Source organism: Streptomyces sp. P17, assembly GCF_032436805.1.
Taxonomy (GTDB): Bacteria; Actinomycetota; Actinomycetes; order Streptomycetales; family Streptomycetaceae; genus Streptomyces.
The window spans coordinates 42,235-65,567 of record NZ_JAVRBF010000043.1 but is presented as its reverse complement, the minus strand read 5'-3'; the positions used below and the strand labels follow the sequence as shown (position 1 = coordinate 65,567).

The following is a 23,333-nucleotide window of genomic DNA, read 5'->3' as shown; positions in this document are numbered from 1 at the left end:
GCTCGAAGGGTTGTCACGCAGCGGGCGACCGAACCCTAAACCTTCGCACAGTATCTACGACAGGCCGGGGTACCGCGCCGTCCGAGACGTCACAGGTTCGTGAGGATTGTGCGCGACGTGCGCTTCACGACCGGAACGTCCGGCCGCCGCTCCCCACCCGTGCGCGTCGTCACACGCGCGGTAGTGACTCCACGCCGATGCCGCCCTCGATGGCGAGGATGCGGTGCAGCCTGGTGGCCACCAGCAGGCGCTGCATCTGCGGCGGTACATCACGCAGCACCAGCCGTCGGCCGCAGCGCCCGGCACGCCGGTGCGCTCCCATGATCACTCCCAGACCGGTGGCGTCCCAGGAGTCCAGCTCGGACAGGTCGAGCACCAGATCGCCGACTCCGTCGTCGACGGCCGAGTGCAGGACCGTACGGGCGTCCGCCGCGCTGCGGACGTCGAGGCGGCCCCCGACGACCAGCTCGGCGTGGTCGCCCCTGATGTGCATAGCGCTCCCCTAAGCGTGCGTCTCGTGCTCCGCGATGTGTGTCCGGTGATGCAACCTCTGACGGCCCGAAGCGGTCAGAGGTTGCCGTCTGTAAGCGAACCGATACCGAATTCACCCCGGAGAGTGATACTCCTGGGGCGTGTGCGGTTTCAGTGCTTGTAGAAGCCCTGCCCGCTCTTGCGCCCGATGTCACCGGCGTCAACCATCCGGCGCATCAGCTCCGGCGGAGCGAACTTCTCGTCCTGGGACTCGGTGTAGATGTTGCTGGTGGCGTGCAGCAGGATGTCGACGCCGGTGAGGTCCGCCGTGGCGAGCGGGCCCATGGCGTGGCCGAAGCCCAGCTTGCAGGCGAGGTCGATGTCCTCGGCGGTCGCGACGCCCGACTCGTAGAGCTTGGCGGCCTCGACGACCAGCGCCGAGATGAGCCGGGTGGTGACGAAGCCGGCCACATCCCGGTTGACGACGATGCAGGTCTTGCCGACGGACTCGGCGAACTCCCGCGCGGTGGCGAGGGTTTCGTCACTGGTCTTGTAGCCGCGGACCAGCTCGCACAGCTGCATCATCGGGACCGGCGAGAAGAAGTGGGTGCCGACCACGCGCTCGGGGCGCTCGGTCACCGCCGCGATCTTGGTGATCGGGATGGCGGAGGTGTTGGAGGCGAGCACGGCGTCGTCGCGCACGACCTTGTCGAGCGCCCGGAAGATCTCGTGCTTGACCTCCAGCTTCTCGAAGACGGCCTCGACGACGATGTCGGCGTCGGCGACGGCGTCCAGGTCGGTGGTGGCGGTGATCCGGCCGAGGGCGGCGTCGGCGTCGTGCGCCTCCATCCGGCCCTTGCTCACGAACTTGTCGTACGAGGCCTTGATGCCGTCGGTGCCACGCTTCAGAGCTTCGTCGGTGACGTCGCGCAGAACGACGTCCCAGCCCGCCTGCGCGGAGACCTGGGCGATCCCGGAACCCATCAAGCCGGCGCCGATGACGGCAAGCTTCCGTGCCACTGTGCGACTCCCCATTACACGCTGTTTACGTTGCCTCTCGGCCGGACCCTAGCGGGCGTGAGGCGGTGTGTGACCGGTTAGTAACGCGAGTCACGTCTCATCTGACGGACATCACACCGGCACGGGTCATTCCACGCCCCGTACGGCGTAGTTGAGCGCCTGAAACTAGGCTGGCCCCATGGTCAATCTGACGCGTATCTACACCAGGACCGGCGACCAGGGCACCACCGCCCTCGGCGACATGAGCCGGGTCGCCAAGACCGATCTGCGGATCTCGGCCTATGCCGACGCCAATGAGGCGAACGCCGTGATCGGTACGGCGATCGCGCTGGGCGGCCTCGACGAGGAGGTCGTGAAGGTCCTCACCCGTGTGCAGAACGACTTGTTCGACGTGGGCGCGGACCTGTCGACGCCGGTGGTGGAGAAGCCGGAGTTCCCGCCGCTGAGGGTCGAGCAGTTCTACATCGACAAGCTGGAGGCGGACTGCGACCGCTTCAACGAGCGGCTGGAGAAGCTGCGGTCCTTCATCCTCCCGGGCGGCACCCCGGGCGCGGCCCTGCTCCACCAGGCCTGCACGGTCGTACGCCGGGCAGAGCGCTCGACGTGGGCCGCGATGGAGGTCCATGGGGCCCAAGGAAAAGATGGCGGTATGAACCCGCTCACCGCGACCTACCTCAACCGGCTATCGGACCTGCTCTTCATTCTGGCGCGGACCGCCAACATCGGCGTCGGTGACGTGCTCTGGGTTCCGGGCGGGGAGCGCTGACGCGGGCTCCTTGCGGGGCCAGACCGTGCAGGAGAGGGCGATCAGGCCGTAGATGCCGATGGTGCGGAGCGCCACCCACTGGAAGGAGCGCAGGGAGCTGACGTCTCCCTCGTCGCCGACGTACCAGACCGCGGACTGGAGCAGGGCCAGGGCCACCGCTCCCCCGAACACCGCGCGCAGCCACAGCTTCGCCTCATGGCGGGCGCGGCCCCGGCCGTAGCGCGGCGGCTTCGGCGGGCGCGGGGCGCCGGCCAGGCGGTGGGCTGCGTGGCCGTCGAGCCAGCGGATCGTGTAGTGGCCGAACGCGACGGTGTAGCCGATGTAGAGCGCCGCCAGTCCGTGCTCCCAGCTCGGTTCCGCGCCGTTTCTCAGGTCGATCGCCGTGGCGACGAACAGGACCAGCTCCAGCACCGGCTCGCACAGCAGCAGCACCACGCTGGTCCTGCGCCAGTTCAGCAGATAGCGGACGGCCAGGCCCAGCGCCAGCAGCACCCAGAAGCCGACCTCACAGGCGATGATCAGTCCGACGATCACGACACGCTCCTCTCGGTCACCTTCCAGGCTCCCGGCGCGGGACGCCGCTTTCGTCGTCGGCGATGACGAACCGGCGGTACATCGAAAGATGCAGCCCGGGACCTTTCCGAGGAATGAGGCAGGCGCGGCGCGTGCCGTGTTGGATGGAGTGATGGCCGTCCCGCTCCCCCGCCCGCACCGGTTCGACGTGTACGTCGCGCTGTCCGGGCTGCTTGGCGGTGTGCTGCTGTGGGCCCTGCAGCTCTTCCCCAGGCGCACCGAGGACGCACTCGTCCTGTGGTCACCCGACTGGGCGGCGCTGGTCCCGCTCACGGTCACGGCGGGCTGCGAGCTGCTGCGCCGGACGCTGCCGCGCACCGGACTGTTCATCGGCATGCTCGCGCTGGCCCTCGACACCGTCACCCGGGGCAACGTCATCACGATCGTGATGTTCACGGACCTCGTCTACGCGGCCGTCCTGTACGGCAGCCCCGCCGCCGCCCGGCGCATCCCCTGGATCACCGGGCTGCTCACGGTGGCCGGGGTGGTGGTGCCGTGGGCGGTCTGGCAGGTCCCGGAGGCGATGCTGATCGGCGTCGGCGTCGGGGCGATCGCGCTCGGGCCCGCCTGCACCGGCTGGATCGTCCGCAACCACCGCGAGGCCGCCGAGGCCGCCCGTCTGCGTGCCGAACAGACCGCGCTGCTCGCCGAGATGGACCGCGCTCAGGCGGTCACCGCCGAACGCGCCCGGATGGCCCGCGAACTGCACGACATGGTCGCCAACCATCTGTCCGCCATCGCCATCCACTCCACCGCCGCGCTCTCCCTCGACGACCCGAAGACCTCCAGGGACGCCCTCGAAGTCATCCGCGAGAACAGCGTCGAGGGGCTCGCCGAGATGCGCCGGCTCATCGGCATCCTGCGCGACAGCAGCGGCGACCTGGAGCCGGCGGCGGCCCCCACGCTCGACGGACTCGGCGCGCTCGTGGAGGGCGCCCGCACCAACGGCCTGGACGTCACCCTCGACGCCGAGCATGCGAAACTTCCCGCCCCCGTCGAACTCGCCGCCTACCGCATCGTCCAGGAGTCCCTCACCAACGCCCTCAAGCACGCCTCCCCCGGCCGGGTCACGGTGACCCTCGCCCGGCGCGACGGCGTCCTCGACGTCCGGGTCACCAGCCCCTACGGCGACCGCGACGGACCGCGCGCCCCCGGGTCCGGCGCCGGTCTGGTCGGGATGCGGGAACGCGCCGCGCTGCTCAGGGGCAGCTTCGAGGCGGCGCCCGAGGACTCTCCGGACGGCAAGATCTGGGCCGTGCACGCCACGCTTCCAGTGACCGACATCGCGCAAGGAGACCCAGCATGATCCGCGTCCTCGTCGCCGAGGACCAGTCCGCCGTCCGTGCGGGGCTGGTCCTCATTCTGCGCAGCGCGCCCGACATCGAGGTGGTCGGCGAGGCGGCGGACGGTGAGCAGGCGGTGGAACTGGCCCGGGAGCTACGGCCCGACCTGGTGCTGATGGACGTACAGATGCCGCGTCTTGACGGGGTGTCGGCGACGCGGAAGGTCGTCGAGGAGGGGCTCGCGGATGTGCTCGTGCTGACCACCTTCGACCTCGACGAGTATGTCTTCGGGGCGCTCAGGGCCGGGGCGTCCGGGTTTCTGCTGAAGAACACCGACGCCCGCGATCTGCTGGAGGCCGTACGGACGGTCGCGCGCGGTGAGGGGATCGTCGCCCCCGCGGTCACCCGGCGGCTGATCGCCGAGTTCGCCGCCAAACCCGTACGGGAGTCGAAGGCCGATCCGGCCGTGCTCGAATCGCTGACCCGGCGTGAGCGCGAGGTGCTGTCGTGTCTGGGCGAGGGCCTGTCCAACGCGGACATCGCGCACCGGCTCGACATGGCGGAGGCGACGGTGAAGACGCACGTCAGCCGGTTGCTGGGGAAGCTCGAGCTGCGCAGCCGGGTGCAAGCGGCGGTTCTGGCCCAGGAGTTGGGGATGTAAGGACGTCTGTCGCGAACTGGTCTGGACCTATTGACCTGTGGTCCAGACCTTTCTATTCTCGCGGCACTGTGGGCGTGAAGGCTCAGCGCGCCCATTCACCCCTAACCCAGACAGGGAGGCGCAGCATGCGCTTCAGACACAGAGCCGCGGCAGGGTTCGCGACCCTGTTGCTCCCCTTCGCCGGCCTGGTCGGGCTCGCCAGCCCCGCGCAGGCGGCCACCGAGGCCACCGCCACCTACTCCAAGCCCCAGGACTGGGGCACCGGCTTCGAGGGCAAGTGGACGGTGAAGAACACCGGCACCACGACCATCACCTCCTGGACCGTCGAGTGGGACTTCCCCTCCGGCACCTCGGTCGGCTCCGCCTGGGACGCCGACGTCACCTCCTCCGGCACCCACTGGACCGCCAAGAACAAGTCCTGGAACGGCACCCTCGCCCCCGGCGCCTCCGTCTCCTTCGGCTTCAACGGCACCGGCTCCGGCTCCCCGGCCAACTGCAAGCTCAACGGCGGCAGTTGTGACGGCGGCGGCACCGTCCCCGGCGACGCGGCACCCTCCGCGCCGGGCACCCCGACCGCCTCCGACATCACCAACACCTCGGTGAAGCTCGCCTGGAGCGCGGCCACCGACGACAAGGGCATCAAGAACTACGACGTCCTGCGCGGCGGCACCAAGGTCGCCACCGTCACCGGTACGACGTACACGGACAGCGGTCTGACCGCCGGCACCGACTACTCGTACACCGTGCAGGCCCGGGACACCGCCGACCAGACCGGCCCGGTCAGCGGCTCCGTCGCGGTCCGCACCACCGGCGGCTCCACCGACCCAGGCCCTCAGCCAGGCTCCAAGGTCAACCTCGGCTACTTCACCGAGTGGGGCGTCTACGGTCGCAACTACAACGTCAAGAACCTGGTGACCTCCGGCTCGGCATCGAAGATCACCCACATCAACTACGCGTTCGGCAACGTCAAGAACGGCCAGTGCACGGTCGACGACACCTACGCCGCCTACGACAAGGCCTACACCGCCGACCAGTCCGTCAGCGGCGTCGCCGACACCTGGGACCAGCCCCTGCGCGGCAACTTCAACCAGCTGCGTCAGCTGAAGGCCAAGTACCCGAACATCAAGGTGCTGTACTCGTTCGGCGGCTGGACCTACTCCGGCGGCTTCGGCCAGGCCGCGGCCAACCCTGCCGCCTTCGCCGCCTCCTGCAAGGCGGTCGTGGAGGACCCGCGCTGGGCCGATGTCTTCGACGGCATCGACATCGACTGGGAGTACCCGAACGCCTGCGGTCTCACCTGTGACACCTCGGGCCCGGCGGCCTTCAAGAACCTCTCTCAGGCCCTTCGTGCCGAGTTCGGCTCCAACTACCTGATCACGGCGGCGATCACCGCGGACGCCTCCAGCGGCGGCAAGATCGACGCGGCCGACTACGGCGGCGCCGCACAGTACCTCGACTGGTACAACGTGATGACGTACGACTACTTCGGCGCCTGGGACAAGACCGGCCCCACCGCCCCGCACTCCCCGCTCACCTCGTACTCCGGCATCCCGAAGGCGGGCTTCAACTCCGCCGACGCCATCGCCAAGCTCAAGGCCAAGGGCGTCCCGGCCGCCAAGCTCCTGCTCGGCATCGGCTTCTACGGCCGCGGCTGGACCGGCGTCACCCAGTCCGCCCCCGGCGGCACGGCCACCGGCCCGGCGACCGGCACCTACGAGGCGGGCATCGAGGACTACAAGGTGCTCAAGAACTCCTGCCCGGCCACCGGCACGGTCGGCGGCACCGCGTACGCCCACTGCGGCACCAACTGGTGGTCGTACGACACTCCCGCGACGATCGCCACCAAGATGAGCTGGGCCAAGAACCAGGGCCTGGGCGGCGCGTTCTTCTGGGAGTTCAGCGGCGACACCAGCAACGGTGAGCTGGTGAGCGCGATCAACACCGGCCTGAACTAAAAGATCAGCTACGCGACATTGACGCGCTGACCGGGCGGGGCTGCCTCAAGCCACGCGAGAAAACCGGTCAGCGCGTCTTCGCTCATGGCGAGTTCCAGACGCGTGCCCCGGTGCAGACAGGTGAGGATGACGGCGTCGGAGAGCAGCGCCAGCTCCTCCTCGCCCTCGGGCAGCCGGCGTCCCGCGACCTCGATCGCGGCGCGCTCCAGGACGCGGCGCGGGCGATAGGCGTAGGAGAAGACGCGGTACCACTCGATGCGGTCGCCGTTGTAGCGGGCGACGCCGTAGCTCCAGCCCTTGCCGCTGGTGTCGGTCTTCTCCGGGGTGTCCCAGCGCAGACTGCAGTCGAAGGTGCCGCCGGAGCGCTGGATGAGTCTGCGGCGCAGCCCGAAGACGAACAGCCCCAGCACCACGAGGGCTACGACGATTCCGCACACAGTCAGAGCGAGGACCATCGACACCGACCTCCTCGTCTCCTAGGTACCTTCAGATCAGGTAACGGAACGGAAAAAACAGCCATATCTGCCTCAGCCGCGACCGGCACCGGATCGCTCCGGTCCCAGCCGCGGCTGAGTGACGTCATCGCGTGGCGCGATCCCGCTGGTGGTTCAGCGGGCCGCCGCGGCACGCAGGCGGACATCGGCGCGCCGCTCGGCGGCGGCGTCACCTTCCGCCTTCGCGCGCTCCAGCTCGCGCTCCGCGCGCTGGACGTCGATCTCGTCCGACAGCTCGGCGATCTCGGCCAGCAGCGACAGCTTGTTGTCCGCGAACGAGATAAAACCGCCGTGCACCGCGGCGACGACCGTCTTGCCTTCACTCGTACGGATGGTCACCGGGCCCGACTCCAGCACACCGAGCAGCGGCTGGTGACCGGGCATGACGCCGATGTCGCCGGACGTGGTGCGCGCGACGACCAGGGTGGCCTCGCCGGACCAGACCTCTCGGTCGGCCGCGACCAGCGCGACGTGCAGCTCAGCAGCCAAGGTGGCTCCTCGGGTCACCACCCGGCTCTACTGCCGGGTGTTAGGTACAAGTCTAGTGGGGCGCCGAGCACCAAAGTGTCGGGCCCCGCCCCAGGACTCGGCCGGGGGTCTGGGGGTTGGCCCCCAGGCAATGCAGCGTGGGCGTGAAGGAGGGGGCGGGACGTGCCCCGCCCCCTCCTCATGAGCACGAGGCTCAGGAGACGCCCAGCTCCTTGGCGGCCTTCTTCAGGTCGTCGAGACCACCGCACATGAAGAACGCCTGCTCCGGGAAGTGGTCGTACTCGCCGTCGCAGATCGCGTTGAACGCCGCGATCGACTCGTCGAGGGACACGTCCGAACCGTCCACGCCGGTGAACTGCTTGGCGACGTGGGTGTTCTGGGACAGGAAGCGCTCCACGCGACGGGCACGGTGGACAACGAGCTTGTCCTCCTCGCCCAGCTCGTCGATACCGAGGATCGCGATGATGTCCTGGAGGTCCTTGTACTTCTGAAGGATCGTCTTGACGCGCATGGCGGCGTCGTAGTGGTCCTGCGCGATGTAGCGCGGGTCCAGGATGCGGGACGTGGAGTCCAGCGGGTCCACGGCCGGGTAGATGCCCTTCTCGGAGATCGGACGGGACAGAACCGTCGTCGCGTCGAGGTGGGCGAAGGTGGTGGCCGGGGCCGGGTCGGTCAGGTCGTCCGCGGGGACGTAGATCGCCTGCATCGAGGTGATCGAGTGACCACGGGTCGAGGTGATGCGCTCCTGGAGGAGACCCATCTCGTCGGCCAGGTTCGGCTGGTAACCCACCGCGGAGGGCATCCGGCCGAGCAGGGTCGACACCTCGGAACCGGCCTGGGTGAAGCGGAAGATGTTGTCGATGAAGAACAGCACGTCCTGCTTCTGCACATCGCGGAAGTACTCCGCCATGGTCAGACCGGCCAGGGCCACGCGCAGACGGGTGCCCGGGGGCTCGTCCATCTGACCGAAGACCAGCGCGGTCTTGTCGATGACGCCCGACTCGCTCATCTCGTCGATGAGGTCGTTGCCCTCACGGGTGCGCTCACCGACACCGGCGAACACCGACACACCGTCGTGGTTGTTGGCGACGCGGTAGATCATCTCCTGGATGAGCACCGTCTTGCCGACGCCGGCACCCCCGAACAGACCGATCTTGCCGCCCTTGACGTACGGGGTCAGCAGGTCGATGACCTTGACGCCGGTCTCGAACATCTCGGTCTTCGACTCAAGCTCGTCGAAGTTCGGCGCCTTGCGGTGGATGGACCAGCGCTCGCCGTCGTAGGACTCGTCGACGTTCAGCACCTCACCGAGGGTGTTGAACACCTTGCCCTTGGTAAAGTCACCGACCGGGACGGTGATGCCCGCGCCGGTGTCGGTGACCGCGGACTGGCGGACCAGGCCGTCGGTGGGCTGCATGGAGATCGTCCGGACCAGGCCGTCACCCAGGTGCTGGGCGACCTCCAGGGTCAGGGTCTTCTTCTCGCCGGCGTTGGCCGGGTCGGCCACCTCGACGTGAAGGGCGTTGTAGATCTCGGGCATTGCGTCGACGGGGAACTCCACGTCGACGACCGGGCCGATGACCCGGGCGACGCGGCCCGTGGCAGCGGCCGTCTCAACTGTCGTCGTCATTACCTGTCACTCCCCGCGGTCGCGTCGGCCAGTGCTGCAGAGCCACCGACGATCTCGCTGATTTCCTGGGTGATTTCGGCCTGGCGGGCCGCGTTGGCAAGCCGGGAGAGGTTCTCGATGAGATCTCCGGCGTTGTCGGTGGCCGACTTCATCGCGCGCCGCGTGGCGGCGTGCTTGGAGGCGGCCGACTGGAGGAGCGCGTTGTAGATACGGCTCTCCACATAGCGCGGCAGCAGGGCGTCGAGGACGTCCTCCGCCGAGGGCTCGAAGTCGTACAGCGGAAGGATCTCGCCCTTCGGCGCCGCCTCCTTCGCGACCTCTTCGAGGCTGAGGGGCAGCAGACGGTCGCCGAGCGCCGTCTGCGTCATCATCGAGACGAACTCGGTGAAGACGATGTGGAGCTCGTCCACGCCGCCGTCGGCCGTGTCCTTCTCGATGGCCTCGATGAGCGGTGCCGCGACCTTCTTGGCGTCCGCGTACGTCGGCTCGTCGGTGAAGCCCGTCCACGACTCCGAGACCTTGCGCTCACGGAAGTTGTAGTGGGCGAGCCCGCGCCGTCCGACGATGTACGTGTCGACCTGCTTGCCCTCGCGCTCAAGGCGCTCGGTCAGCTGCTCCGCCGCCTTGATGGCGTTGGAGTTGAAGGCACCGGCGAGGCCACGGTCGCTGGTCAGCAGCAGTACCGCGGACCGGGTGACCGTCTCGGCCTGCGTGGTCAGCGGGTGCTTGGTGTTCGACCCCGTGCCGACCGCCGTGACCGCGCGGGTCAGTTCCTGCGCGTACGGCGTGGACGCCGCCACCTTGCGCTGCGCCTTGACGACGCGCGAGGCGGCGATCATCTCCATCGCCTTGGTGATCTTCTTGGTCGCGGTGACGGATCGGATGCGACGCTTGTAGACCCGGAGCTGGGCTCCCATGAGTCAGGTCCCTTCCTTACGTCACTTGGCGGCGGCCGGAGCGTCCTCGCCGAGAAGCCTGCCGTCCGAGGTCTCGAACTGCTTCTTGAAGTCGGCGATCGCGTCGGCAACAGCGGTGAGGGTGTCGTCCGACATCTTGCCGCCCTCCTTGATGGAGGTCATGAGGCCCTGCTCCTTGCGGTGCAGGTACTCCAGCAGCTCCTTCTCGAAGCGGCGGACGTCGACGACCGGCACGTCGTCCATCTTGCCGGTGGTACCGGCCCAGACGGAGACGACCTGGTCCTCGGTGGACATCGGCTGGTACTGAGCCTGCTTGAGCAGCTCGACCATGCGCTGACCGCGCTCCAGCTGCGCCTTCGACGCGGCGTCCAGGTCGGAACCGAAGGCGGCGAACGCCTCCAGCTCACGGAACTGGGCGAGGTCGACACGCAGACGGCCGGAAACCTGCTTCATCGCCTTGTGCTGCGCGGAACCACCGACTCGGGAGACGGAGATACCGACGTTCAGCGCGGGGCGCTGACCGGCGTTGAACAGGTCCGACTCCAGGAAGCACTGGCCGTCGGTGATGGAGATGACGTTGGTCGGGATGAACGCCGAGACGTCGTTGGCCTTGGTCTCGACGATCGGGAGGCCCGTCATCGAACCGGCGCCCATGTCGTCGGAGAGCTTCGCGCAGCGCTCCAGCAGACGGGAGTGCAGGTAGAAGACGTCACCCGGGTAGGCCTCACGGCCCGGCGGGCGGCGCAGCAGCAGCGACACGGCGCGGTAGGCGTCGGCCTGCTTCGACAGGTCGTCGAAGATGATGAGGACGTGCTTGCCCTCGTACATCCACTGCTGACCGATGGCCGAACCGGTGTACGGCGCCAGGTACTTGAAGCCGGCCGGGTCGGACGCCGGGGCGGCGACGATGGTCGTGTACTCCAGCGCGCCGTTCTCCTCCAGCGCGCGGCGGACCGACGCGATCGTCGAGCCCTTCTGGCCGATGGCGACGTAGATGCAGCGGACCTGCTTGTTCGGGTCGCCGGTGCGCCAGTTGTCGCGCTGGTTGATGATCGTGTCGACGGCCAGGGCGGTCTTGCCGGTCTGGCGGTCACCGATGACCAGCTGACGCTGGCCACGGCCGATCGGGGTCATCGCGTCGACGGCCTTGTAGCCGGTCTCCATCGGCTCGTGCACCGACTTGCGCTGCATGACCGTGGGGGCCTGCAGCTCCAGGGCGCGGCGACCGGACGTCTCGACCTCGCCGAGGCCGTCGATCGGGGTGCCGAGGGGGTCGACGACACGGCCGAGGTAGCCCTCGCCGACGGCCACGGAGAGAACCTCACCGGTACGCGTGACCGGCTGTCCCTCCTCGATGCCGCTGAACTCACCGAGGACGATGGCGCCGATCTCGCGCTCTTCCAGGTTGAGCGCGAGGCCGAGGGTGCCGTCCTCGAACTTCAGCAGTTCGTTGGCCATGGCCGAGGGAAGACCCTCGACCTTCGCGATGCCGTCGCCGGCAAGGGTGACCGTACCGACCTCCTCGCGCGAGGCCGCGTCCGGCTTGTACGACTGGACAAACGTCTCCAGCGCGTCCCGGATCTCCTCCGGCCGGATCGTGAGCTCCGCCATCTGGGTTCCCTGCTCTCCTTGTTGGGCCCGAAGTTTCACTTGGGGGTCTGGGGGCGACCCCCAGGATTCTTCATGTACGGCCCAACCAGGGCCGTCGTAAGTACGTACTGCTTATGAAGTTGCTGCTAGCTCGCCATGCGGCGGCCGGCGTCCTCGATGCGGTCGGCGAGGGAGCCGTTGATGACCTCGTCACCGACCTGCACCCGGATCCCGCCGAGGACCTCGGGGTCCACGTCGAGGTTCAGGTGCATCTGACGGCCGTAGAGCTTCGCCAGCGCGGCGCCGAGGCGCTGCTTCTGGCCGTCGCTCAGCGGCACCGCGGAGGTGACCACGGCGACCATGCGGTCCCGGCGCTCGGCTGCGAGCTTGGACAGGGACTCAAGGCCCGACTCCAGGCTACGTCCACGCGGCGCGGTCACAAGGCGCGTCACCAGACGCTCGGTGGCCGCATCGGCCCGACCGCCGAGCAGGCTGCGCAGCAGCTCGCCCTTGGCCGCCTTGGTGGCGGAGCGGTTGGTCAGCGCGGCACGCAGCTCGGTGTTCGAGGTGACGATCCGGCCGAACCGGAAGAGCTCGTCCTCGACGTTGTCGAGCGTGCCCGCCCGCTGCGCGGCGGTGAGGTCGGCGGTGTCCGCCAGCTGCTCCAGCGCGTCCACCAGGTCGCGGGTCTGCGACCAGCGGGAGCGCACCAGACCGGCCAGCAGGTCGACGGTCTCGCCGCCGACCTGGCCGCCGAGCAGCCGCTGGGCCAGCTCGGCCTTGGCCTCACCGGCCTGCGCCGGGTCGGTCAGGACCCGACGCAGCGACACCTCGCGGTCGAGCAGCGCGGTGACGGCCGCCAGCTCGCCGGCGAGCTGCGCCGCGTCCACGGACGTGTTGTCCGTCAGCGCGTCGAGACGCTCACGTGCGGCTGCCAGGGCCTCGCGGCTCGCTCCGTGCATACCCGTCATCGGGTCGCCTCGGCCTTCTCCTCAAGTTCGTCGAGGAAGCGGTCGATGACACGGCTCTGGCGGGCGTGGTCCTCAAGGGACTCGCCGACGAGCTTGCCGGCCAGGTCGGTGGCGAGCTTGCCGACGTCCTGGCGCAGCGCGGACGCGGCGGCCTTGCGGTCGGCGTCGATCTGGGAGTGACCCGCGGCGACGATCTCCTCGCGCTGCCGCTGGCCTTCCGCACGCATCTCGGCGATGAGAGCGGCACCCTGCTCCTGCGCCTCCTGGCGCAGACGCGCGGCCTCGTGCCGGGCCTCTTGGAGCTGTGCCTTGTACTGCTCAAGGACGCTCTGGGCCTCGACCTTCATGGCCTCGGCCTCTTCGATACCGCCTTCGATCGCCGCGCGGCGCTCCTCCAGAACCTTGTTGATGTTCGGAAGCAGCTTCTTCCAGAAGAAGAAGAACACGATGGCGAAGGCGATGGTGCCGACGAGCAGCTCGGGGCCGGGCGGGACGAGCGGGCTCTGCTCCTCCTCGGCCGCCAGCTGTACCAGGTTGGCGATCACATCAGTGCCTTTCGTCGATTCGTGTCAGTAAGGGTTGATCACTTACCGAACACGAACGGCATAACGATGCCGATGAGGGCGAGAGCCTCACAGAAGGCGAAGCCCAGGATCTGGTTGGCGCGGATCAGGCCGGCAGCCTCGGGCTGACGGGCGAGGGCCTGGGTGCCGTTGCCGAAGATGATGCCGACGCCGACGCCGGGGCCGATCGCGGCCAGGCCGTAGCCGATGGAGCCGAGCGAACCGGTGACGGCAGCGAGGGTCTCAGTGGCAGCCATGCTGATTCTTCCTTCTCTTTACGGACCGGTGGGAGTTGGTCACCGGACGATCAGGGGGTGGGTGGGGCGGGGCTCAGTGGTGCTCGGCGAGAGCGCCCTGAATGTACGAGCAGGCAAGGAGCACGAAGACGTACGCCTGGACCGCCTGCACGAAAAGCTCGAAGAGGATCATGATGATGGTCATCACGAAGGAGACGCCGGCCGCCGGGATCATCCAGCTGTTCAGCAGGTACCAGGAGGCGACGGTGAACATGACCAGCATCAGGTGACCGGCGAACATGTTCGCGAACAGTCGCACCGCGTGCGTGAACGGGCGGACCAGGACGTTGGAGAAGAACTCGATGACGACGACGAGCGGCAGGACCGCGCCGAGCGACTTGTCGTAGCCGGTGAGGTTCTTGAGTCCGCCGACGAATCCGTGCTTCTTGAAGGTCAGCGACATCCACACGATGTAGACGACGGCCGCCAGCACGATCGGGTACGCGATGATCGACGACACCGGGAACTGGGCCAGCGGAATCACGGACCAGATATTCATGATCCAGATGAAGAAGAACAGCGAGACCATCAGGGGGACGTACTTCTCGCCCTCCTTCTTGCCGAGGGTCTCGTAGACGATGCCGCGGCGCACGAAGTCGTAACCGGCTTCGCCGACCATCTGCAGTTTGCCCGGAACAACCTTGGCCTTGCCGAAAGCGGCCCAGAAGAAGCTGACGACAAGAAGCGTGGTGATGAGCGCGAGCAGCATCACCTTGTTGAACTCGAACCCCCCGACCGTTGCGATCGGCTGGAAGAGGAACGACTGCAGGCCCGGAGCCGGAAAACCACACCCGTTGTCGGACATGATCCGACAGCTCCAGTCAAAGGCGAGCTGGGTCTGGTCAGCACTCACCACGGGCTCCTTCGGCGTGACGCATGGGTACGGCAACCTCGTTGTGTCGGCGCGGCGCGCAGCCGCGGGTCGGCACCGGACTGGTGTTACGGATGTGAGGGCGGCTCTGGGGCATCAAGCCTCGCGATCGAGCAGGCGTCAGCTCAGATGCCCGCGCCCGCGATGCCGCAGTTGGCACCGGACGATAGCAGGAGTTCCCCCCGGCCTTTATCGCGCCCCTACCTCTCACGACGACGGGCCCGTCTTCTCGTTCTTCTCACTCTTCGAGGAGTCCGGGTCGACGTAGAAGATCTTGGCCTTCATGTGCGCGCGTGCCTGCGCGGCCATCCACACGACGGTCGCGACGACGAGCGCGATCGCGAACGCCTTCGCATGGAAGAGAGACGTGTCCTGGAAGAGGGCGACGAAGATCAGAAGCAGCAGGAGCTGAGCGACATAGAGCATCAACCCCATGGCCTGGAACAGCTGCGGGAGCGTTTTTGCCGTCCACTGCAGAACGTAGAGGCCGATTCCCATGAACAGGATTGCCAGCAGAGTGCCGACCGCCGCACCGAGAGCGCCCTTGCCGCCGGCCACCGCAGCGCTGACGGCGACGACAATCGCGCCGGCAGCCGCTGTGGGCACAGCGATCTGCAGAAGATTCCGGGCGTCATTGGACGGCATGGCGGCAACTCCGCTTTCACAGGGGGCAGGGGTGTCGTCATGGACGAGCGTAGTCCCGGGCTGAGAGGGAACCTCACTCCGATGGACCGTCGTACTACGGCCCTTCGGCTCCATCCGGGGTTCTCGTGAACCGTATCACAAACTATTTGATGAGGTCTTTACCTGCGGGGTGTGCCCGGTGTCACACATGAGAGTGACAGCGCGCGTATGTGCAGGAACGGCGCCTCTTTGTCTGGTATTGCACCGCTTCATTCCCCCACGATTTGGCAATGCTCTAGTCAGATTCTTACCTTGTCGGTCAGCGCGACGAGCCGGCCTTCCGCCGCTCCAAGAAGCGCGACCGGGCCCCGAGAGCGGTAGCCCCATTGACCCGGGACACCCCGGCGGCCACCGGAGCACGCGGCTCCTCCGTCGCGTCCGTCACGGTCTGCGGAGTGGCCGCCGCCGGTTCCGCTACGGCGACGCCACGCCGGTAGCGGGGCGGCACGAAGGCCTGCGCCCAGCGAGGAGCGCGCGGGGTGAACCGCGGGAGCAGGAGCAGAACCAGGCCGATGGCGCTGAGGAACACCACGCCCAGCACGATCCACATGGACGCCGAGTTCACCGAGTAGGCCAGGGCCCCGAACGCGATCAGCGCCGACCAGAAGTACATGATCAGGACGGCCCGGCTGTGCGAGTGGCCGATCTCCAGCAGCCGGTGGTGCAGATGCCCGCGGTCCGCCGCGAACGGGGACTGGCCCCGCCAGGTGCGCCGGACGATCGCCAGCACCAGGTCGGCGGCCGGGATCGCGATGATGGTCAGCGGCAGCAGCAGCGGGATGTAGACCGGCACCGTCTGGTGCACGGCCGCCTTCTCGGAGCCCGCGAACAGCTTCAGCGCGTCCGGGTCGACCTGTCCCGTGATGGAGATCGCACCCGCGGCGAGCACCAGGCCGATCAGCATCGACCCGGAGTCGCCCATGAAGATCCGCGCCGGGTGCATGTTGTGCGGCAGGAAGCCCAGGCACATGCCCATCAGGATCGCGGAGAACAGCGTGGCCGGGGCGGCGGCCTCGATGCCGTACGACACCCAGACCCGGTAGGCGTAGAGGAAGAACGCGGCCGCCGCGATGCACACCATGCCGGCCGCGAGACCGTCCAGGCCGTCGACGAAGTTCACGGCGTTGATGGTGATGACGACCAGCGCGACGGTGAGCAGGGTGCCCTGCCACTGGGTCAGCGCGACCGAGCCGACGCCCGGGATCGGCAGCCACAGGATCGTCAGACCCTGCATGACCATGACGCCGGCGGCGATCATCTGGCCGCCCAGCTTGATCAGGGCGTCGATCTCGAACTTGTCGTCCAGGACACCGATCAGCCAGATCAGCGCGGCGCCCGAGAGCAGGGCGCGCGGCTCGTTGGAGTTCTCGAAGACCGTGCTGAGGTTCGCGAGATGGTCGGCGACCAGCAGGCCCGCGCACAGCCCGAAGAACATGGCGATACCGCCGAGGCGCGGAGTGGGCTCCCGGTGCACGTCACGTGCCCGGATCTCCGGCATCGCCCCGGCCACGATCGCGAACTTCCGCACCGGCCCTGTGAGCAGGTACGTCACCGCGGCCGTGATGCAGAGCGTCAGCAGGTATTCACGCACGGGCTTCCCCACAGGTCTCGCTGGCCATCTCAGCCCCACACCCTAGCGATGCGCGCATATGGTTGGGGACTTCCGGGTAGCGACGATGGTTGCACGTGTGGCTGTGCACGCGAGTGCGTCTACCCCGGCTCAGCCGGGATACGGCGGAAATCCCCTGGTGAGCTCCCGTACTTCTGCACGGGCGCGCACGGCGTCGGCCTCACCGCGCAGCACCCCCGCCATGAGGACGGCGATGTGAGCCATCTCCTCCTCCCCCATGCCCTGGGTGGTCAGCGCCGCCGTGCCCAGGCGCAGGCCGCGGGCGTCGCCGTACGGCAGGGCGCAGCAGTCCAGGACGATCCCGGCGGCGGCGAGCAGGCCGCGGCCGGTGCGGCCGTCGACGCCGAGCGGGGCGGGGTCGGCGGTGATCAGGTGGGTGTCGGTGCCACCGGTGGTGACGACCAGGCCCTCGGCGGCCAGGCCGGCGGCCAGCACGCGCGCGTTGGCGACCACCTGATGGACGTACGCGGTGAAGGCCGGTGTTGCCGCCTCGCCGAACGCGACGGCCTTGGCGGCGATGGTGTGCATCTGCGCGCCGCCCTGGGTGAAGGGGAACACGGCCCGGTCCACCCGCTCGGCGAGCTCCGCGCCGCACAGGATCATGCCGCCGCGCGGACCGCGCAGCACCTTGTGGGTGGTGGCGCACACGATGTCGGCGTACGGCACCGGATTGGGCGCCGCTCCCCCGGCGACGAGACCGATGGGGTGGGCGGCGTCGGCGATGAGATAGGCGCCGACCTCGTCGGCGACCTCGCGGAAGAAGGCGTAGTCGATGTGCCGGGGGTAGGCGATGGACCCGCACACGATCGCCTTGGGCCGGTGATTGCGCGCCAGCGTCCGCACCTGGTCGTGGTCGAGGAGCCCGGTCTCCGCGTCCACACCGTACGGCACGAAGTCGAACCAGCGGCCGGAGAAGTTGGCGGGCGAACCGTGGGTGAGATGGCCGCCGTAGGGCAGGCCGAGGGCGAGGACGGTGTCACCGGGGCGCAGCAGGGCGGCGTACGCGGCGAGGACGGCCGAAGAGCCGGAGTGGGACTGCACGTTGGCGTGCTCGGCGCCGAACAGCGCCTTGGCCCGGTCCACGGCGATCCGCTCGGCGACGTCGACGATCTCGCAGCCGCCGTGGTGCCGGGCGCCGGGATAGCCCTCGGCGTACTTGTTGGCGAGCGGTGAGCCGAGCGCGGCCAGCACTGCAGGGGAGGTGAAGTTCTCGGCGGCGATCATCTGCAGGGTGCTCGCCTGTCGCTCCCGTTCACCGAGCAGGATCTCCGCAATCTCGGGATCCTGCCGACGCAGGACATCGGCCTCAAGGACAGGGGTGACCGACATGGTGGGCTCCGGGGCGTCGACGATGACGTAGCACCAATGTAGGCCCGGTGTTCACCGCCCGCTCGCTTACGTCCGGGCCGGTACTCCGGTCAGCGCCGTCACCACGGGATCCAGGGCCTCGTGTATCTCGTCCCCGATCGAGCGGAAGAACGGCAGCGGGGCGCCGTAGGGGTCGAAGACCTCGTCCGCCTCCGCCGTCGGTGCGAGGAGCCACCCGCGTAGCGCGGCCGCCGCGCGGACCAGCGCGCGGGCTCGTTCCACCACGCCGTCCTCCAGCGGGGGCAGCGTCGCCGGGTCTATGGCCCGCACCAGACGGGTGAACTCCTTGAGGGTGAAGGTGCGCAGGCCCGCCGAGTGGCCCATCGAGACCACCTGGGCGCGGTGGTCGCGGGTCGCGGTCAGGACCAGGTCCGCGCGGATCACATGGTCGTCGAGGAGCTCCCGGCCCACGAACCCGGAAGGGTCGGCGCCGAAGTCGGCCAGGACCGTCTCCGCGTTGGCCTCCATGGGCGCCCCCTCATGGCCCCATGTGCCCGCGCTCTCCACGATCAGCCCGCCCCACAGCGGGTCGCCGAGCCGGTCCGCGAGGGCATGACGGGTCAGCCGCTCGGTGATCGGCGAGCGGCACACGTTGCCGGTGCTGACGTGGAGGATGCGGAAGCTGTCCCTCGGGAGTCCGAAGGTGGTGGTCTCTTCCCCGTTGCCTATGCCACGCCCCGCGTCAGGGGCTGTCAATTCGCCACCTCAAGGTCGGGTACGACCTTGCGCAGCTCGTCCGCCGAGATCGCGCCCTCGCGCAGCAGCAGCGGGACCTCGCGCGTCACGTCGACGATCGACGACGGGACGTTGCCGGGCGTGGGACCGCCGTCCAGGTACACGGAGACGGAGTCGCCGAGCATGCCCTGGGCCGCGTCGCAGTCCTCCGGCGCCGGGTGCCCGGTCAGGTTCGCCGAGGACACCGCCATCGGGCCGACATCGGTCAGCAGCTCCAGCGCCACCGGGTGCAGCGGCATGCGCACGGCGACCGTGCCCCGGGTGTCGCCCAGGTCCCACTGGAGGGACGGCTGGTGCTTGGCGACCAGCGTCAGCGCGCCCGGCCAGAACGCGTCGACCAGCTCCCAGGCCAGCTCGGAGAAGTCGGTGACCAGACCGTGCAGGGTGTTCGGGGAGCCGATGAGGACAGGGGTGGGCATATTGCGGCCGCGGCCCTTGGCGTCCAGCAGATCGCCCACGGCCTCCTTGGAGAACGCGTCGGCGCCGATGCCGTACACCGTGTCGGTCGGGAGGACCACGAGCTCGCCACGGCGGACGGCGGACGCGGCCTCACGCAGACCGGTCGTGCGGTCGGTCGCGTCGTTGGTGTCGTATCGCCGTGCCATATCAGCGGGCCTCCTCGTACACGTACTTCTGAAAGGACTTCGGGGTGCTCACGGCAGCGCCTTGCGGGCCGTGGCGAACCGGGGGCGGTTGTTGAGGTCCGGGTGGTCGGCCGCGTCGGCCCAGCCCCGCTCCTCGGTGAAGATCCACGGCACCTGGCCGCCCTGGGTGTCGGCGTGCTCGATGACGACGACACCGCCGGGGCGCAGGAGACGGTGTGCGGTGCGCTCCAGGCCGCGGATGAGGTCGAGGCCGTCCTCCCCTGAGAACAGGGCGAGTTCGGGATCGTAGTCCCGCGCCTCGGGAGCGACGTACTCCCACTCCGTGAGCGGGATGTACGGCGGATTGGAGATGACCAGGTCGACCTGGCCGTCGAGGTCGGGGAAGGCGTCGAGGGCGTTGCCCTGACGCAGGTCGACCCTGGACCCCTCCACGTTCTTGCGGGTCCACCGCAGGGCGTCCTCGGACAGCTCCACCGCGTGCACCCGCGAACGCGGGACCTCCTGGGCGAGGGCGAGCGCGATGGCGCCCGAGCCCGTGCACAGGTCGACGATGAGCGGCTCTACGACGTCCATGGCGCGTACGGCGTCTATGGCCCAGCCGACGACCGACTCGGTCTCGGGGCGGGGCACGAAGACACCGGGCCCGACCTGGAGTTCCAGGTACCGGAAGAACGCGCGGCCGGTGATGTGCTGGAGCGGCTCACGCTGCTCACGGCGGGCGATGACCTCCCAGTACCGGGCGTCGAAGTCGGCGTCCCGCACCGAGTGCAGCTCGCCCCGCTTCACGCCGTGCACGAACGCGGCGAGCTCCTCCGCGTCGTTGCGCGGCGAGGGCACGCCGGCGTCGGCCAGCCGCTGGGTGGCCTGCGCCACCTCCGCGAGCAGCAGGTTCACGCTCGTCCTCCGGTACTCAAGTCTCCGTGCCTTACGCGGCTGCGAGCTTGGCGGCCGAGTCCGCGTCGACGCAGGCCTGGATCACCGCGTCGAGGTCGCCGTCCAGGACCTGGTCCAGGTTGTACGCCTTGAAGCCGACGCGATGGTCCGAGATGCGATTCTCCGGGAAGTTGTACGTACGGATCTTCTCGGAGCGGTCGACGGTGCGGACCTGGCTGCGACGGGCGTCGGCGGCTTCCTTCTCCGCCTCCTCCTGCGCCGCGGCGAGCAGCCTGGAGCGCAGGATACGCAGTGCCTGCTCCTTGTTCTGCAGCTGGCTCTTCTCGTTCTGGCAGGAAGCGACCACTCCGGTGGGGATGTGCGTGATGCGCACGGCGGAGTCCGTGGTGTTGACGGACTGTCCGCCAGGGCCGGAGGAGCGGTAGACGTCGATGCGGAGGTCGTTGGGGTTGATCTCGACGTCGACCTCCTCGGCCTCCGGCGTGACCAGCACACCGGCCGCGGAGGTGTGGATACGGCCCTGGGACTCGGTCGCCGGCACCCGCTGCACACGGTGCACACCGCCCTCGTACTTCAGCCGTGCCCACACGCCCTGCCCGGGCTCCGTGGCGCCCTGGCCGCCCTTGGTCTTCACGGCGACCTGGACGTCCTTGTAGCCGCCGAGCTCGGACTCGGTGGCGTCGATGATCTCGGTCTTCCAGCCGACGCGCTCGGCGTAGCGCAGGTACATGCGCAGCAGATCGCCCGCGAAGAGCGCGGACTCGTCACCGCCGGCACCCGCCTTGATCTCCAGAATGACGTCCTTGTCGTCACTCGGGTCACGCGGGACCAGCAGCAGCCGCAGCTTCTCCGTCAGCTGCTCGCGCTGCTTGTCCAGCACCTTGACCTCGGCGGCGAACTCCGGGTCGTCGGCGGCCAGTTCGCGCGCGGTCTCGCTGTCGTCGCCGGTCTGCTTCCAGGAGCGGTACGTGGCGACGATCGGGGTGAGCTCGGCGTAGCGCTTGTTCAGCTTGCGCGCGTTGGCCTGGTCGGAGTGGACCGACGGGTCGGCGAGCTTCTTCTCCAGGTCGGCGTGCTCGGCGACGAGTTCCTCGACGGCCTCGAACATCTCAGGGCTCCTGTACGTACGTGGGTGAAGGGCGGGCGACCAAAAACGCCGGTCCCGGCACGCCTGTGGAGGGCGCGGCCATGGACCGGCGAAATGGGGCTCGCTACTTCTTGGAGCCGGCAGCCTTGCCGAAGCGGGCCTCGAAGCGGGCCACACGGCCACCGGTGTCGAGGATCTTCTGCTTGCCCGTGTAGAACGGGTGGCACTCGGAGCAGACCTCGGCGCGGATGGTGCCGCTGGAGATCGTGCTACGGGTGCTGAACGACGCGCCACAGGTGCAGCTGACCTGCGTCTCGACGTACTCGGGGTGGATGTCGCGCTTCAAGGTGTCTCCTAGTTTCGGGAGGGCGCCGGGTCGCAGCCGCGGGATGCGGAAGCGTGAACCGGAGCCGACGTACCAGTCTGCCAGGACTGGGGCCATCCCCCAAAACGGGGGGTCGCCGTGATCTATTCCCGGCGTCCCTAACTGGAGCGGACGACGCCCTTCGCCTGGCCCGTGGCCGTTCCCTCGGTGGCCGCCTTCGGGATCGCCCGGTCGTTCTTCAGGGCCTTCCAGACCATCTTGGCCTTGGCTTCCTCCACCAGGACCCGGTTGGCGTTGGCCGGGTCGTACTGGACCGGCATCGTGACCATCGTCATGTTCGAGGAGCTGATGCCCTTCAAGCCGTTGGCGAAGGACATGAGCTTGTTGACCGAGCCCAGGTCGGAGTCGGTGGTGACGGTCTTGGTCGCGGTGTCGGCCAGGTCGTAGAGCTTCTTCGGGTTGCCGAACAGGCCGACGTTCTTGACCTGGTCGATCAGCGCCTTGATGAAGGCCTGCTGGAGCTGGATACGGCCGAGGTCGGAGCCGTCGCCGACGCCGTGCCGGGTGCGCACCAGGCCGAGCGCCTGCTTGCCGGTGAGCGTGTGGGTGCCGGCCTTCAGGTTCAGACGGCTGTCGGAGTCGCTGATGTCCTCGGTCGTGGTGATCTTGACGCCGCCGAGGTCGTCGACCAGCTTCTGGAAGCCGCTGAAGTCGAGCTCCAGGTAGTGGTCCATGCGCAGATCGGTCATCGACTCGACGGTCTTCACCGCGCAGGCCGCGCCGCCGGTGGTGTACGCCGAGTTGAACATCACGCCGCTCGCGGCGTCATGGGTGTTGCCGTCGGTGTCGGTGCACTGGGGGCGGTCGATGAGGGTGTCGCGCGGGATGGAGACCACGCTGGCCTTCTTGTGGCCCTTGTAGACGTGCACGATCATCGCGGTGTCCGAGCGGGCGCTGCCGTCGTCGGCGCCGCCGCCGAGCGCCTGGTTGCTGCCGGAGCGGGTGTCGGAGCCGAGGACGAGGATGTTCTCGGAGCCGTTGTCGGCCTTGTCCGGGCGGTCGGTGCCGAGGGCCTGGTCGATGTCGACGCTGTTGATGTTGCCGTTGAGCTTGAAGTACAGGTAGCCGGCTCCGGTACCGCCCAGGACGACGATCCCGGCGGCGGTCCAGGCCATGACCACCATGCCCTTGCGGCGCTTGTCGCGGGGCTTGCGGCGACGGCCCTTGGCGCGGTGGCGCGGGCCGGCGGTGCCGGCGTCATCCGGTATGCCGGACTCCGGCGTGCTCTCGGCTGACATGTGCTCCTCGGTTCTCGTCCGGTCGGTTACCCCCTGCTTTCAGGGCCAGGCGTGGTCGGAAAGACCCGTACCGCACCATCGTCGCTCCGCCTGGTCAGACGGCGAAACTCGGCAAAGGGTTGCACAACGCGCTGTGGCCACCCTGTGTATGGGTGGC

25 protein-coding genes are annotated in these 23,333 nt (G+C 68.6%); 4 read left to right on the top strand and 21 right to left on the bottom strand.

The annotated features are described in order from the left end of the window. Positions 1-169: 169 nt before the first annotated feature. Together RMT89_RS26390 and RMT89_RS26385 are read right to left on the bottom strand one after the other, a co-directional pair. Positions 170-493, bottom strand: a complete 324-nt coding sequence (locus RMT89_RS26390; RefSeq protein ID WP_007499006.1) for an STAS domain-containing protein — start codon at positions 491-493, stop codon at positions 170-172. Between the two features lie 149 nt (positions 494-642). Continuing rightward, positions 643-1,491: a 3-hydroxyacyl-CoA dehydrogenase family protein gene (locus tag RMT89_RS26385; protein WP_315886272.1), complete on the bottom strand. Its 849-nt coding sequence runs from the start codon at positions 1,489-1,491 to the stop codon at positions 643-645. A gap of 178 nt (positions 1,492-1,669) precedes the next feature. On the opposite strand from RMT89_RS26385, the gene RMT89_RS26380 reads away from it, so the two are divergent. Next, complete coding sequence (locus RMT89_RS26380; protein WP_315886271.1) at positions 1,670-2,257, top strand: cob(I)yrinic acid a,c-diamide adenosyltransferase; 588 nt, start codon at positions 1,670-1,672, stop codon at positions 2,255-2,257. Here RMT89_RS26380 and RMT89_RS26375 read toward each other — a convergent pair. Continuing rightward, positions 2,174-2,791, bottom strand: a complete 618-nt coding sequence (locus RMT89_RS26375) for a hypothetical protein (RefSeq protein ID WP_315886270.1) — start codon at positions 2,789-2,791, stop codon at positions 2,174-2,176. The genes RMT89_RS26380 and RMT89_RS26375 overlap by 84 nt on opposite strands. 151 nt (positions 2,792-2,942) lie before the next feature. On the opposite strand from RMT89_RS26375, the gene RMT89_RS26370 reads away from it, so the two are divergent. From RMT89_RS26370 to RMT89_RS26360, 3 genes are all read left to right on the top strand, one after another. Beyond that, positions 2,943-4,136 carry a histidine kinase gene (locus tag RMT89_RS26370; protein WP_315886269.1) on the top strand — a complete coding sequence of 398 codons (1,194 nt, stop codon included), beginning with the start codon at positions 2,943-2,945 and terminating at the stop codon, positions 4,134-4,136. After that, positions 4,133-4,774: a response regulator transcription factor gene (locus RMT89_RS26365; protein ID WP_315886268.1), complete on the top strand. Its 642-nt coding sequence runs from the start codon at positions 4,133-4,135 to the stop codon at positions 4,772-4,774. Before RMT89_RS26370 ends, RMT89_RS26365 begins: the two co-directional genes overlap by 4 nt. A gap of 125 nt (positions 4,775-4,899) precedes the next feature. Then, on the top strand, positions 4,900-6,729 hold the full coding sequence (locus RMT89_RS26360; RefSeq protein WP_315886267.1) for a glycoside hydrolase family 18 chitinase: 1,830 nt from the start codon (positions 4,900-4,902) through the stop codon (positions 6,727-6,729). A gap of 8 nt (positions 6,730-6,737) precedes the next feature. Here the strand turns inward: RMT89_RS26360 and RMT89_RS26355 are convergent, their stop codons facing one another. The 18 genes from RMT89_RS26355 to RMT89_RS26270 all read right to left on the bottom strand — a co-directional run bounded on the left by RMT89_RS26355 (position 6,738) and on the right by RMT89_RS26270 (position 23,176). Next, entirely contained in the window at positions 6,738-7,184 is a 447-nt protein-coding gene (locus tag RMT89_RS26355) for a DUF2550 domain-containing protein (RefSeq protein ID WP_315886266.1), read from the bottom strand. 153 nt (positions 7,185-7,337) lie between these two features. Beyond that, entirely contained in the window at positions 7,338-7,712 is a 375-nt protein-coding gene (locus tag RMT89_RS26350) for a F0F1 ATP synthase subunit epsilon (RefSeq protein ID WP_315886265.1), read from the bottom strand. A 193-nt stretch (positions 7,713-7,905) separates the two neighbouring features. Next, positions 7,906-9,342, bottom strand: coding sequence for a F0F1 ATP synthase subunit beta (gene atpD, locus RMT89_RS26345; RefSeq protein ID WP_315886264.1), 1,437 nt, complete (start codon positions 9,340-9,342; stop codon positions 7,906-7,908). After that, a complete protein-coding gene (locus tag RMT89_RS26340; RefSeq protein WP_315886263.1) occupies positions 9,342-10,259 on the bottom strand; it encodes a F0F1 ATP synthase subunit gamma in 918 nt (305 codons plus the stop codon). Before RMT89_RS26340 ends, atpD begins: the two co-directional genes overlap by 1 nt. Positions 10,260-10,280: 21 nt before the next feature. After that, positions 10,281-11,870: a F0F1 ATP synthase subunit alpha gene (gene atpA, locus RMT89_RS26335; protein WP_315886262.1), complete on the bottom strand. Its 1,590-nt coding sequence runs from the start codon at positions 11,868-11,870 to the stop codon at positions 10,281-10,283. A 125-nt stretch (positions 11,871-11,995) separates the two neighbouring features. After that, on the bottom strand, positions 11,996-12,811 hold the full coding sequence (locus RMT89_RS26330; protein WP_315886289.1) for a F0F1 ATP synthase subunit delta: 816 nt from the start codon (positions 12,809-12,811) through the stop codon (positions 11,996-11,998). A gap of 5 nt (positions 12,812-12,816) precedes the next feature. Next, positions 12,817-13,365: a F0F1 ATP synthase subunit B gene (locus tag RMT89_RS26325; RefSeq protein ID WP_315886261.1), complete on the bottom strand. Its 549-nt coding sequence runs from the start codon at positions 13,363-13,365 to the stop codon at positions 12,817-12,819. Positions 13,366-13,403: 38 nt separating this feature from the next. Beyond that, a complete protein-coding gene (locus RMT89_RS26320; RefSeq protein ID WP_285510094.1) occupies positions 13,404-13,640 on the bottom strand; it encodes a F0F1 ATP synthase subunit C in 237 nt (78 codons plus the stop codon). 73 nt (positions 13,641-13,713) lie between these two features. Beyond that, complete coding sequence (gene atpB, locus RMT89_RS26315; protein WP_315886288.1) at positions 13,714-14,484, bottom strand: F0F1 ATP synthase subunit A; 771 nt, start codon at positions 14,482-14,484, stop codon at positions 13,714-13,716. 273 nt (positions 14,485-14,757) lie between these two features. Next, a complete protein-coding gene (locus tag RMT89_RS26310) occupies positions 14,758-15,195 on the bottom strand; it encodes a hypothetical protein (RefSeq protein WP_315886260.1) in 438 nt (145 codons plus the stop codon). A 298-nt stretch (positions 15,196-15,493) separates the two neighbouring features. Then, entirely contained in the window at positions 15,494-16,825 is a 1,332-nt protein-coding gene (locus tag RMT89_RS26305; RefSeq protein WP_315886259.1) for an MraY family glycosyltransferase, read from the bottom strand. A 129-nt stretch (positions 16,826-16,954) separates the two neighbouring features. Beyond that, positions 16,955-18,193 (bottom strand): serine hydroxymethyltransferase, encoded by a 1,239-nt coding sequence (gene glyA, locus RMT89_RS26300; RefSeq protein ID WP_315886258.1) that lies wholly within the window; start codon positions 18,191-18,193, stop codon positions 16,955-16,957. Positions 18,194-18,259: 66 nt separating this feature from the next. Next, positions 18,260-18,928 carry a protein-tyrosine-phosphatase gene (locus RMT89_RS26295; RefSeq protein WP_315886257.1) on the bottom strand — a complete coding sequence of 223 codons (669 nt, stop codon included), beginning with the start codon at positions 18,926-18,928 and terminating at the stop codon, positions 18,260-18,262. Further along, positions 18,925-19,572, bottom strand: coding sequence for an L-threonylcarbamoyladenylate synthase (locus RMT89_RS26290; protein WP_315886256.1), 648 nt, complete (start codon positions 19,570-19,572; stop codon positions 18,925-18,927). Before RMT89_RS26290 ends, RMT89_RS26295 begins: the two co-directional genes overlap by 4 nt. 48 nt (positions 19,573-19,620) lie before the next feature. Continuing rightward, positions 19,621-20,466: a peptide chain release factor N(5)-glutamine methyltransferase gene (prmC, locus tag RMT89_RS26285; protein ID WP_315886255.1), complete on the bottom strand. Its 846-nt coding sequence runs from the start codon at positions 20,464-20,466 to the stop codon at positions 19,621-19,623. 31 nt (positions 20,467-20,497) lie between these two features. Next, the gene (gene prfA / locus RMT89_RS26280) at positions 20,498-21,574 is read right to left on the bottom strand and encodes a peptide chain release factor 1 (protein WP_315886254.1); all 1,077 of its coding nucleotides are present in this window, start codon (positions 21,572-21,574) and stop codon (positions 20,498-20,500) included. A 103-nt stretch (positions 21,575-21,677) separates the two neighbouring features. Beyond that, positions 21,678-21,899, bottom strand: a complete 222-nt coding sequence (gene rpmE / locus RMT89_RS26275) for a 50S ribosomal protein L31 (RefSeq protein ID WP_315886253.1) — start codon at positions 21,897-21,899, stop codon at positions 21,678-21,680. Between the two features lie 137 nt (positions 21,900-22,036). Beyond that, positions 22,037-23,176, bottom strand: a complete 1,140-nt coding sequence (locus tag RMT89_RS26270; RefSeq protein ID WP_315886252.1) for an LCP family protein — start codon at positions 23,174-23,176, stop codon at positions 22,037-22,039. Positions 23,177-23,333 lie beyond the last annotated feature (157 nt).